This is a genomic window from Vibrio sp. R78045 (assembly GCF_042466085.1).
GTDB lineage: Bacteria > Pseudomonadota > Gammaproteobacteria > Enterobacterales > Vibrionaceae > Vibrio > Vibrio cyclitrophicus.
Window position 1 is genome coordinate 374,321 of the sequence record NZ_JAXHBS010000017.1, and the last position, 11,787, is coordinate 386,107.

The following is an 11,787-nucleotide window of genomic DNA, read 5'->3' on the forward strand; positions in this document are numbered from 1 at the left end:
ATGCAATAAGTGCTTGGCAAACGGAATTATTTCCTATAACTTAATTAACAAGTTGATAACAACTTGAAACAAAGGCAACTAGCTAAGGAGTGGCGATGTTGACAGGATTAGATAGATTAACAATTTATTCGGTTCTCTGTTTTATTTCTTTTTGTGCGTTAGTACTACGCTCACCGACAGAGACTTCACTGATGCCTATCTTTGGCATAGTAGCAACGATTATTGGTATTTGGGTCGAGATGCGCCGTTGGCAAAGCATAGCCGAAGAGCAAGAGCACTAACCTTAATACAACAAGTAAATTCCGATACGACAACATTCCGACACTATCCCCAATTTTCTTGGGCTTCCCCGCGTAATTGCGGGATTTTTTTTATCTAAAGCATGCTATAAACAACGTAGTGATCAATGGTGATAGTATACAGCTAGGTAAGTGGCGTGGAATTAGAAGACATCTATCGTAGAGACCTGAACTTATTGGTCGCCTTAAAGGTATTGATTGAAGAAGGCAGTGTTAGCCAGGCTGCGCTTCGTCTCAATTTAAGTCAATCTGCAACCAGTCGTGTATTAGGGCGTCTTAGAGAACTACTTAATGATCCTCTATTTACGCGCCAAGGTCAGCATCTTATTCCTACCAAGAAAGCACTTGAGATCAGCCAGCGTATTGATCAACCGTTAGAATCTTTCCGTCAACTGCTTAGCCCGAGTGATTTTGACCCTTACTATTGTAGTGAGCGTTTTTTAATTGCGACCACTGACTACGCGATGCAAACCATCTTGCCTTATGCATTGCCTAAGATTTATGAACAAGCGCCGAATATCTCGTTGGAATTTGCGCCGTTGCAGCATGAGCATTTGTTTAAGCAACTCAGTACTGAGCGCGTTGATATGGCGATTTGTCGTCCGAGTGGCAGCATCGCACCACTTCATAAAGACGTATTAGGGCCGGTTGGTGTGTCTTGCTTGTTATCCCAAAATCACCCATTGGCCGATCAACCATTAAGCCTTGAAGATTATGTCTCACTTCCGCACGCGATGATCGCGATCAGTGATGGCGTTAAAGCTTTACTCGATAACGCTTTAGCTAATCAAAACCCACGTAAAATGGTGTTGCGTGCTTATCACCTTGAGGCTGCATTGGCGATTGTCGATAGAATGCCGTTGGTGATCACTGTGCCTGCTGATTTAGCTTACTTGGTGGCTGAGCGTTATGACTTAGTCGTTAAACCGCTGCCATTCGAGTTTATGCCGTTTGATTACTCATTGATCTGGCACTCGCGCTGCGATTCTTCCGCCTCGCAACAATGGTTAAGAAGAGTGGTTAAAGAGGAGTGTGGCGAATTGATTCAAAAGCGTATTGCGGATGTTGGCTTAGGTTAACTGGGACTTAGCTTTGGTTTACTCGATCCTAATGACAAAAACACAAAAGGGCTGATTACTATCAGCCCTTTGTTATTTTGGGTTATCCAAGCCTAAAGCTGTTGCTTAAGGTTTGAGAATCTATAGCTTAATGACTACGCGACCAGTGATTTGACCGTTAGTGATGTCTTCTGCAGCTTGAATTGCGCCATCTAAAGACACTTCTTTAGTTGCTTGCGCGTAGAAAGACTCAGGTAGCAATTCCGCTAGTTGTTCCCACGCTTTAATACGTTTTTCACGAGGGCACATTACCGAGTCCACACCCTGTAGGCGAACGTTACGCAGAATGAATGGCATTACCGTGGTTGGTAAGTCAAAACCGCCTGCTAGACCACACATTGCAACCGCACCGTTGTAATCAATTTGCGCCAATACTTTTGCAAGTACTTTGCTACCTACCGTATCGATAGCACCAGCCCACAGTTGTTTCTCAAGTGGCTTCGCCGGTTCTTCTAGTTCAGCACGCTCTACAATGCGTGTTGCGCCTAGTGATTTTAATAGTTCGCCATTTGCAGAAGCACGACCAGTTACAGCTGCGACTTTGTAGCCCAGTTGGTTTAGTAGAGTGATAGACACACTGCCTACGCCGCCACTTGCACCTGTTACTAGGATTTCACCGTCTTCTGGTTTGATGCCTGCATCTACGATAGCTTGCACACAAAGCATTGCTGTAAAGCCTGCTGTACCAATAGCCATTACTTTTTTAGCGTCTAGACCTGATGGCATTGGCACTAACCAATCACCGTTTAGGCTTGCTTTCTCCGCCATGCCGCCCCAGTGGCCTTCACCAACACCCCAACCCGTTAGAACAACTTCGTCGCCCGCTTTGTAGCGTGGGTCATCAGATTGTGAAACCACACCAGAAAGGTCGATACCAGGAACCATAGGGAAGTTACGAACGATGCGTCCTTTACCTGTAATCGCCAAACCATCTTTGTAGTTCAAAGAAGAGTAGCTAACATCAATCTTCACGTTACCTTCTGGTAATTGAGACTCTTCAATTTGAGAAACTGACGCGATAGTTTTTTTGTCTTCTTGGTTTAGTACAAGTGCTTTAAACATGATCTGCTCCGTGGAGGAATATTAGGAAACTGAAGTAACTTTAGTTGAATCATTCAAGAAAAAATAATGAAACATCAACATTGAATATATGCGTTTTGTGCATAGACGTCAGTGTTGGTTTTTCTCTCTTAGAGTTTGCTGAACGAAATCGATGCATTGTTGGATGCCAAGTAATAAAAAGTGCAGCTATATAAATATAGCTGCACAAAAAATTACCCTTCAAGTATTACAGTCAGTAAACGCTATGGACGTTCAAATACCGTTGCAATACCTTGGCCTAAACCAATACACATGGTCGCTAAGCCGTATTTCACATCTTGTGCTTCCATCAGGTTGATTAGCGTCGTCGAGATACGAGAACCAGAACAGCCTAGCGGGTGACCAAGAGCAATCGCACCGCCGTTAAGGTTTACTTTCTCATCAACCACATCCAATAGACCTAGATCTTTCGCACAAGGTAGAGATTGAGCGGCAAACGCTTCGTTTAGCTCAATCACACCCATATCTTCAATGGTTAGGCCTGCACGTTTCAGCGCTTTTTGCGTAGCAGGTACTGGGCCGTAACCCATGATTGAAGGATCGCAACCTGCGATAGCCATAGACTTCACGCGAGCGCGAATCTTAAGGCCAAGTGCGTTGGCTTTCTCTTCGCTCATGATAAGCATTGCAGAGGCACCATCAGATAGTGCTGATGAAGTACCTGCTGTTACCGTACCGTTTGCTGGGTCAAATACTGGGCGAAGCTGAGACAAGCCCTCAACCGTAGTTTCTGGACGAATGACTTCATCGTAATCCAGAGTGAACAATGAACCGTCTGCTGCGTGAGCTTCTGTTGGTAGGATTTCGTTCTTGAAACGACCTTCAACCGTAGCTGCTTGAGCTCGAGCATGTGAGCGTGCTGCGAATGCGTCTTGGTCTTCACGGCTAATACCGTGCATTTTACCTAGCATCTCAGCCGTTAGGCCCATCATACCGGCAGCTTTCGCTACGTGTTTAGACATGCCTGGGTGAAAATCAACACCATGGTTCATTGGTACATGACCCATGTGTTCGACACCACCTATCAGGCAGATTTCAGCATCACCAACCATGATAGAGCGGGTTGCATCATGCAGAGCTTGCATAGATGAGCCACATAAACGGTTGACCGTTACCGCACCAATCTCAATCGGTAGACCAGCAAGCAAAGCAGCGTTACGTGCGACATTGAAGCCTTGCTCTAGCGTTTGTTGTACACAACCCCAGTAAATGTCTTCAATTTCGACAGGGTTTACTTCTGGGTTACGCTCTAAAATGCCTTTCATTAAATGTGCCGACAGATCTTCAGCACGAGTGTGACGGAAAGCTCCACCTTTGGAACGTCCCATTGGGGTGCGAAGGCAATCAACAACAACTACATTATTCATTTTGCTATTCCTTTTCCAAATGTGGGTTATAGAGAACTGGCTTGTTGGCCGTCGTAAAAGCTTTCGCCCTTCGCTGCCATATCAAGCAATAGTTGAGGAACTTGGTACATTGCACCTAAGTCTTGGTAGCTCTTCGCCATTACAACGAAGTTACCAATACCCACACTGTCTAAGTAGCGGAATACGCCGCCTCTGAATGGAGGGAAGCCTAAACCGTAAACCAGTGCCATATCCGCTTCTTGCGGTGTCGCGATGATGCCTTCTTCTAAACAAAGCACCACTTCGTTGATCATTGGAATCATCACGCGCTGGATAATTGTCTGGTCATCAAAGTCTTGTGGCTGTTGGCATACGTCAGCCAAGATAGGAAGAATGTCTTCAGAGAAGGTCTTTTTAGGACGACCGCGTTTGTCCACGCTGTATGTATAGAAACCGCTGCCGTTCTTCTGACCATATTTTTCAGCGACGTAAAGTGCGTCAATCGCATCACGACCTTCCTTGCCCATACGTTCAGGGAAGCCTTGTGCCATTACTGCTTGTGCATGGTGTGCTGTGTCTAAACCTACAACGTCTAGCAAGTAAGCTGGGCCCATTGGCCAACCGAATTTGCGCTCCATGACTTTATCGATCTTTGTGAAATCAGCACCGTCGCGTAGCAACATGCTGAAACCGCCGAAGTAAGGGAAAAGTACACGGTTAACGAAGAAGCCTGGACAGTCGTTAACAACGATAGGGGATTTACCCATCTTCGCTGCGTAAGCGACTACGCGATTAATGGTTTCTTCTGAAGTGTGCTCACCTCGGATGATCTCAACCAAAGGCATGCGATGTACTGGATTAAAGAAATGCATGCCACAGAAATTTTCTGGGCGTTTCAAAGATTTCGCTAACAGGTTGATTGGAATCGTTGAGGTGTTTGATGTAAGAACTGTGTCTTCACCAACCAAACCTTCCACTTCGCTCAAAACTGCCGCTTTTACTTTAGGGTTTTCTACAACCGCTTCCACAATCACATCTGACTGCTCAATCCCAGCGTAATGTAGGCTTGGGGTAATAGAAGACAGAATGCCTGCCATTTTGAATCCATCTAGGCGACCGCGTGATAAGCGCTTATTCAACAACTTAGAAGCTTCGTTCATACCAAGATCTAGAGACGCCTGTGCGATGTCTTTCATCATCACTGGCACGCCTTTCAATGCTGACTGGTAAGCAATACCGCCACCCATGATGCCAGCACCAAGTACTGCTGCACGTTCAGTAGCTTTGTTGGCAGACTTACCCGCTTGTTTCGCTAGGCCTTTGATGTATTGGTCATTAAGGAATAAGCCGACCAATGCTTTCGCTTCCTCAGATTTTGCTAGCTTAACGAAGTGTTTACGCTCGATATCCAATGCAGCATCACGATCACTACGTGCTGCTTCTTCGATAGCGATAACAGAAGTGATTGGGGCTGGGTAATGAGGTCCTGCTTTTTGAGCTACTAAGCCCTTAGCCATAGTAAAGCTCATCATCGCTTCTAGTTTGCTTAGCGAAAGCGCTGATGTTTTTTGTTTACGGCGTAGCTGCCAATCAAGTTTCTCATTGGCTGCCAAAGAAACCGTGTTAATCGCTGATTCTAGTAGTTGGTCGGTTTCAACAATCGCATCTAACAAGCCAACTTTAAGTGCTTCATCTGCACGACATGCTTTGCCTTGCGTGATAATTTCCATTGCGCTGTCAGCACCGATAACACGTGGCAGGCGTACACAACCACCAAAGCCAGGCATGATGCCCAGTTTGGTTTCTGGGAGACCTATGCTGGTGGTCTTGTCACCGATACGGAAATCGGTCGCTAAGACACATTCACAGCCGCCACCTAGGGCATGGCCACGCATCATTGAAAGAGTTGGAACAGGAAGGTCTTCGAGCTTGCTGAAGATTGAATTCGCGAATCTTAACCATTCATCAAGTTCTGCTTCTGGCTTAGCAAATAGGCCAAGAAATTCAGTGATGTCTGCGCCTACGATGAACGCGTCTTTGTTTGAAGTTAAGATTAAACCACGTAATCCAGCGTGAGCATTAAGAGCATCTAACGCTTTATCTAGTGATTCTAAAGTAGCAAGGTCGAGTTTGTTTACAGAGGCTGGCGCACAGAAGCTAAGTTCTGCAATACCGTCTTGTAATTCCTTTACCTGTAAGGTGTTAGCTTGGTAAATCATTGTCTATCTCCATGACATACAATCCACGATTGTTTGAGAGAATCTTGTTATCTTTCTATTATTGTAGAATACCTGGTAAGACCAGTTATGTTAGTCTGTACCTCTGCTTGATTAATTTCAATACATTTTTTAAACAATTGTTTAACATTGTGCGATAGCACAGATCCTCTAACCGTTATTATTCACGCGTGATACACTTCGCTGCTCTTATTAATTAAGTTAGCGATATGAATGAACAGCCTTATTTAATACCGTCAGCATCGGCTCTGTTTGAAGAAGAGATAAAGAAGAGCGTTTTCATTACTCAGCTTGCTCATACACCAAGTGTAGAAGCTGCTAAACAGTTCGTAGAACAGGTAAAAAAAGAGCATTCTTCAGCTCGACATAATTGTTGGGGATTTGTTGCAGGGCGACCTGAAGACTCGATGAAGTGGGGCTTTAGTGATGATGGTGAACCTTCTGGTACTGCTGGAAAGCCTATCTTGGCGCAACTGTCTGGTTCGGGTGTTGGCGAGTTAACAGCTGTTGTGACTCGTTATTCTGGCGGAATAAAACTCGGAACGGGTGGTTTGGTTAAGGCATACGGTGGAGGGGTACAACAAGCTCTCAAGCTGCTTCAAACTATCGAGAAAAAAATAACCACAAAATTACGGCTAGAGTTAGACTATGGTTTCGTGCCAATTGCACAATCTATTATGGCTCAGCATCAGGCTGTTGAGGTCCAAGCGGATTATGGTGTTCAAGTTGAGTTTATCATTGAGATAGAGCTCCTGCAGGTAGATTCGTTTACTCAGACCATGATCAATAAAAGCGGTGCCAAGGCACTGGTAACGAAAGTTAAAGACAACTAGGAAGTTTGAAGCATTTAGCTTCGTTCAATAGCTCATGCAATTTCGCTCAATTATTCGAATCGTCGGATTATTATTAGCACTTTTTAGTGTATCAATGCTCGCACCTGCGCTCGTCGCACTTATCTATAGAGATGGTGCGGGTGTACCATTTGTGACGACTTTTTTCGTTCTATTATTCTGTGGGGCAACTTGTTGGTTCCCCAACCGACGTTATAAACATGAGTTGAAAGCGCGAGATGGCTTTCTTATTGTGGTGTTGTTCTGGACGGTAATCGGCAGTGCGGGCGCATTGCCGTTTTTGATCGCCGATAACCCGAACGTTTCGGTAACCGATGCTTTCTTCGAATCGTTTTCTGCATTAACGACGACCGGTGCAACGGTAATTGTTGGCCTCGATGACCTACCTAAGGCAATTCTATTTTATCGCCAGTTTCTACAGTGGTTTGGTGGCATGGGTATCATCGTATTGGCGGTCGCCATCCTTCCCGTTCTCGGTATCGGTGGTATGCAGCTATATCGTGCTGAAATCCCAGGTCCAGTTAAAGACAGTAAGATGACTCCGCGTATTGCTGAAACGGCAAAAGCGCTTTGGTACATCTATTTGAGTCTAACTATTGCTTGTGCGGTAGCGTTTTGGCTTGCAGGTATGAGTTTCTTTGATGCAATCAGCCACAGTTTCTCTACTATTGCGATCGGTGGCTTCTCGACTCACGATGCGAGTATGGGCTATTTCAACAGTCCGGCGGTTAACATGATTACGGTCGTGTTCCTTCTTATATCTGCGTGTAACTATTCGCTTCACTTTGCTGCATTTGCTTCTGGGGGGGTCCATCCTAAATATTACTGGAAAGATCCTGAATTCCGCGCGTTTATCTTTATTCAGGCGGTCTTGTTCTTAGTTTGTTTTTTGTTACTGCTTAATCACCATTCTTATGACTCTTATTACGATGCCTTTGATCAAGCCTTGTTCCAAACGGTATCTATATCTACGACAGCAGGCTTCACCACTACTGGTTTCTCCGAGTGGCCATTGTTCTTGCCCGTTTTGCTTCTATTCTCTTCTTTTATAGGTGGATGTGCAGGCTCAACAGGCGGTGGTATGAAAGTCATTAGAATCTTATTACTTACTCTGCAAGGTGCTCGTGAAATGAAGCGTCTTGTGCACCCGCGAGCTGTCTATACCATCAAGGTCGGAGGTTCTGCGTTACCACAACGTGTCGTTGATGCGGTTTGGGGCTTCTTCTCTGCATACGCATTGGTTTTTGTGGTTTGTATGTTGGCTCTTATTGCTACAGGGATGGATGAGCTAAGCGCTTTCTCTGCTGTAGCGGCAACATTGAATAACCTTGGCCCAGGCTTAGGTGAAGTGGCAATGCACTTCGGCGATGTGAATGACAAGGCTAAATGGGTGTTGATCGTATCCATGCTGTTTGGCCGTTTAGAGATATTCACCTTATTAATTTTATTGACCCCTACGTTTTGGCGTAGCTAAGGACAACATTGTGGCAAAAGCTCTATTTTTGTATTCAAGCCGTGAAGGGCAGACCAAGAAAATATTGAACTATATAAAAGAAGAAATGAATGAATTCGAATGTGAGCTGCAAGATCTGCACACCATTGATAATGTCGACTTTGCTCAATACGACCGAGTTTTGATTGGTGCATCTATTCGCTATGGGCACCTCAATAAGAAGCTATATCAGTTTATTGATGCCAATCTTGCTCAGCTGCAATCAAACAAGGTTGCTTTCTTTTGCGTTAACTTAACAGCTCGTAAAGAAGAGCAAGGCAAAGATACTCCCGAAGGTAGCGCCTATATTAAGAAGTTTCTTCTTAAGTCCCCGTGGCAACCAACTTTGATCGGTGTGTTTGCGGGTGCCCTCTATTACCCTCGTTATAACTGGTTCGATAAAACCATGATTCGCTTCATTATGAATATGACAGGTGGAGAAACGGATACAACCAAAGAAGTCGAGTACACAAATTGGGAAAAAGTCTCTTTATTCTCTAAGAAACTGCAAGAGATGTAAGAGAAAAGCTTACTTTTGAGGCGTTTTGAGTTCTTTTTAATCGAACGAATAAAAAAACGAGAAAAACTTCAAAAAGGGCTTGCCAGTGTGATCGAAATCTCTATAATGCGACCTCGTTGAAACGGGAAGGCTTCTTAGGAAACCAAAGCGAATCAACAAGCCAAATTAGCCAAGCTAAGCGCTTGAAAAAAGTTTTGAAAATAGTGGTTGACACTAAAACTTAAATCGCTAAAATGGCCGTCCGATTTGAGCGAAGCTCAAAAAGGAAAAGCTCTTTAACAATTTAAACCTATCAATCTGTGTGGGCACTCGTTGATGAATATCAAAACGTTATTACTTAGGTAGTAACAGTTACTTCGGTAACAAACTTGATTTCAATGAACTGAGTGACCAATACGTTTAACTACTTGTAGTTATTCGGCACAGTCAATTCATTACCATTCTGTTGGAATGGTAATAGCTTTAGAATTACATGTTCATCAATCTTTTTCGAAAGAGCAATGAATATTAGTTTTGAAGTCAGTATTCGTTGAGTCACAAAATCTTAAATTGAAGAGTTTGATCATGGCTCAGATTGAACGCTGGCGGCAGGCCTAACACATGCAAGTCGAGCGGAAACGACATTAACAATCCTTCGGGTGCGTTAATGGGCGTCGAGCGGCGGACGGGTGAGTAATGCCTAGGAAATTGCCTTGATGTGGGGGATAACCATTGGAAACGATGGCTAATACCGCATAATGCCTACGGGCCAAAGAGGGGGACCTTCGGGCCTCTCGCGTCAAGATATGCCTAGGTGGGATTAGCTAGTTGGTGAGGTAATGGCTCACCAAGGCGACGATCCCTAGCTGGTCTGAGAGGATGATCAGCCACACTGGAACTGAGACACGGTCCAGACTCCTACGGGAGGCAGCAGTGGGGAATATTGCACAATGGGCGAAAGCCTGATGCAGCCATGCCGCGTGTATGAAGAAGGCCTTCGGGTTGTAAAGTACTTTCAGTTGTGAGGAAGGGTGTGTAGTTAATAGCTGCGCATCTTGACGTTAGCAACAGAAGAAGCACCGGCTAACTCCGTGCCAGCAGCCGCGGTAATACGGAGGGTGCGAGCGTTAATCGGAATTACTGGGCGTAAAGCGCATGCAGGTGGTTCATTAAGTCAGATGTGAAAGCCCGGGGCTCAACCTCGGAACTGCATTTGAAACTGGTGAACTAGAGTACTGTAGAGGGGGGTAGAATTTCAGGTGTAGCGGTGAAATGCGTAGAGATCTGAAGGAATACCAGTGGCGAAGGCGGCCCCCTGGACAGATACTGACACTCAGATGCGAAAGCGTGGGGAGCAAACAGGATTAGATACCCTGGTAGTCCACGCCGTAAACGATGTCTACTTGGAGGTTGTGGCCTTGAGCCGTGGCTTTCGGAGCTAACGCGTTAAGTAGACCGCCTGGGGAGTACGGTCGCAAGATTAAAACTCAAATGAATTGACGGGGGCCCGCACAAGCGGTGGAGCATGTGGTTTAATTCGATGCAACGCGAAGAACCTTACCTACTCTTGACATCCAGAGAAGCCAGCGGAGACGCAGGTGTGCCTTCGGGAGCTCTGAGACAGGTGCTGCATGGCTGTCGTCAGCTCGTGTTGTGAAATGTTGGGTTAAGTCCCGCAACGAGCGCAACCCTTATCCTTGTTTGCCAGCGAGTCATGTCGGGAACTCCAGGGAGACTGCCGGTGATAAACCGGAGGAAGGTGGGGACGACGTCAAGTCATCATGGCCCTTACGAGTAGGGCTACACACGTGCTACAATGGCGCATACAGAGGGCAGCAAGCTAGCGATAGTGAGCGAATCCCAAAAAGTGCGTCGTAGTCCGGATTGGAGTCTGCAACTCGACTCCATGAAGTCGGAATCGCTAGTAATCGTGAATCAGAATGTCACGGTGAATACGTTCCCGGGCCTTGTACACACCGCCCGTCACACCATGGGAGTGGGCTGCAAAAGAAGTGGGTAGTTTAACCTTTCGGGGAGGACGCTCACCACTTTGTGGTTCATGACTGGGGTGAAGTCGTAACAAGGTAGCCCTAGGGGAACCTGGGGCTGGATCACCTCCTTATACGAAGATACTTACGATGAGTGTCCACACAGATTGATTAGGTTTAGAAAAGCAAAGAGATGAAGAACTCCCAAGTTCTTCAAGGTTTGTTTCTACTTTAAAAGTAGAGATAAATTAGCAGTGTCCCGTTCGTCTAGAGGCCTAGGACACCGCCCTTTCACGGCGGTAACAGGGGTTCGACTCCCCTACGGGATACCATTGGGTCGTTAGCTCAGTTGGTAGAGCAGTTGACTTTTAATCAATTGGTCGCAGGTTCGAATCCTGCACGACCCACCATTCTTTCTCCGCGTAAAGGATGGCTTTTATTTTCACTTTTATTAAAAGTGAAGACAAAAGAAACTATCGTGGGCGATTAGCTCAGTTGGGAGAGCACCTGCCTTACAAGCAGGGGGTCACTGGTTCGAGCCCGGTATCGCCCACCATTCTCTAAATATTCTTGGTTATTTACATATCCAAACCACTTCTTTTGTCGTTGGTTGGTATCTTTGACCCTGAGAGTCTTTAGAAAATGTGAATTTTAGAACACTGTTCTTAAAGTCTCATGCTCTTTAACAATTTGGAAAGCTGACTGATTGATTACTTACGAGTAATTCAATCAAATTTAAAAGTTCTCAATGTTTATCTTTCATTAGATAAACACAACAAACACATTCAAGTGTCTTGTATTCGAATTAATGTTTACATTGATTCACAATTGAGTCCGGCAAACAGTTATCAAGAAT

General features: G+C 45.2%; 8 protein-coding genes, 3 tRNA genes and 1 rRNA gene. 9 read left to right on the forward strand and 3 right to left on the reverse strand.

The features are described 5' to 3' along the window. Nucleotides 1–95 precede the first annotated feature (95 nt). A complete protein-coding gene (locus tag SJY39_RS21120; RefSeq protein WP_010433144.1) occupies nucleotides 96–281 on the forward strand; it encodes a hypothetical protein in 186 nt (61 codons plus the stop codon). A 155-nt stretch (nucleotides 282–436) separates the two neighbouring features. After that, nucleotides 437–1,378, forward strand: a complete 942-nt coding sequence (locus tag SJY39_RS21125) for a LysR family transcriptional regulator (RefSeq protein ID WP_010433141.1) — start codon at nucleotides 437–439, stop codon at nucleotides 1,376–1,378. A 120-nt stretch (nucleotides 1,379–1,498) separates the two neighbouring features. On the opposite strand, the gene SJY39_RS21130 is transcribed toward SJY39_RS21125, so the two are convergent. From SJY39_RS21130 to fadB, 3 genes are all read right to left on the reverse strand, one after another. Beyond that, a complete protein-coding gene (locus tag SJY39_RS21130; RefSeq protein WP_010433138.1) occupies nucleotides 1,499–2,479 on the reverse strand; it encodes an MDR family oxidoreductase in 981 nt (326 codons plus the stop codon). Between the two features lie 242 nt (nucleotides 2,480–2,721). Next, on the reverse strand, nucleotides 2,722–3,885 hold the full coding sequence (fadA, locus tag SJY39_RS21135) for an acetyl-CoA C-acyltransferase FadA (protein ID WP_009848166.1): 1,164 nt from the start codon (nucleotides 3,883–3,885) through the stop codon (nucleotides 2,722–2,724). 26 nt (nucleotides 3,886–3,911) lie between these two features. Beyond that, nucleotides 3,912–6,083: a fatty acid oxidation complex subunit alpha FadB gene (fadB, locus tag SJY39_RS21140; RefSeq protein ID WP_016793482.1), complete on the reverse strand. Its 2,172-nt coding sequence runs from the start codon at nucleotides 6,081–6,083 to the stop codon at nucleotides 3,912–3,914. 227 nt (nucleotides 6,084–6,310) lie between these two features. Between fadB and SJY39_RS21145 the strand changes: the two genes are divergently transcribed. The 7 genes from SJY39_RS21145 to SJY39_RS21175 all read left to right on the forward strand — a co-directional run bounded on the left by SJY39_RS21145 (nucleotide 6,311) and on the right by SJY39_RS21175 (nucleotide 11,487). Further along, on the forward strand, nucleotides 6,311–6,934 hold the full coding sequence (locus SJY39_RS21145; RefSeq protein ID WP_016767552.1) for a YigZ family protein: 624 nt from the start codon (nucleotides 6,311–6,313) through the stop codon (nucleotides 6,932–6,934). Nucleotides 6,935–6,968: 34 nt separating this feature from the next. Continuing rightward, a complete protein-coding gene (locus tag SJY39_RS21150) occupies nucleotides 6,969–8,426 on the forward strand; it encodes a TrkH family potassium uptake protein (protein WP_016767553.1) in 1,458 nt (485 codons plus the stop codon). A 10-nt stretch (nucleotides 8,427–8,436) separates the two neighbouring features. Continuing rightward, nucleotides 8,437–8,964, forward strand: a complete 528-nt coding sequence (gene hemG, locus SJY39_RS21155) for a menaquinone-dependent protoporphyrinogen IX dehydrogenase (protein ID WP_016767554.1) — start codon at nucleotides 8,437–8,439, stop codon at nucleotides 8,962–8,964. 546 nt (nucleotides 8,965–9,510) lie between these two features. After that, nucleotides 9,511–11,065 (forward strand): 16S ribosomal RNA (locus SJY39_RS21160). Between the two features lie 122 nt (nucleotides 11,066–11,187). After that, nucleotides 11,188–11,263: transfer RNA gene (locus SJY39_RS21165), tRNA-Glu, on the forward strand. 2 nt (nucleotides 11,264–11,265) lie between these two features. After that, nucleotides 11,266–11,341: transfer RNA gene (locus SJY39_RS21170), tRNA-Lys, on the forward strand. A 70-nt stretch (nucleotides 11,342–11,411) separates the two neighbouring features. Further along, nucleotides 11,412–11,487, forward strand: a tRNA-Val gene (locus SJY39_RS21175). Nucleotides 11,488–11,787 lie beyond the last annotated feature (300 nt).

Bases quoted from the DNA above. Each gene is read 5' to 3' on its own strand.
- fadB (WP_016793482.1), bottom strand. From the start codon at position 6,083: ATGATTTACCAAGCTAACACCTTACAGGTAAAGGAATTACAAGACGGT.
- SJY39_RS21150 (WP_016767553.1), top strand. From the start codon at position 6,969: ATGCAATTTCGCTCAATTATTCGAATCGTCGGATTATTATTAGCACTT.
- SJY39_RS21120 (WP_010433144.1), top strand. From the start codon at position 96: ATGTTGACAGGATTAGATAGATTAACAATTTATTCGGTTCTCTGTTTT.
- SJY39_RS21145 (WP_016767552.1), top strand. From the start codon at position 6,311: ATGAATGAACAGCCTTATTTAATACCGTCAGCATCGGCTCTGTTTGAA.
- fadA (WP_009848166.1), bottom strand. From the start codon at position 3,885: ATGAATAATGTAGTTGTTGTTGATTGCCTTCGCACCCCAATGGGACGT.
- SJY39_RS21130 (WP_010433138.1), bottom strand. From the start codon at position 2,479: ATGTTTAAAGCACTTGTACTAAACCAAGAAGACAAAAAAACTATCGCG.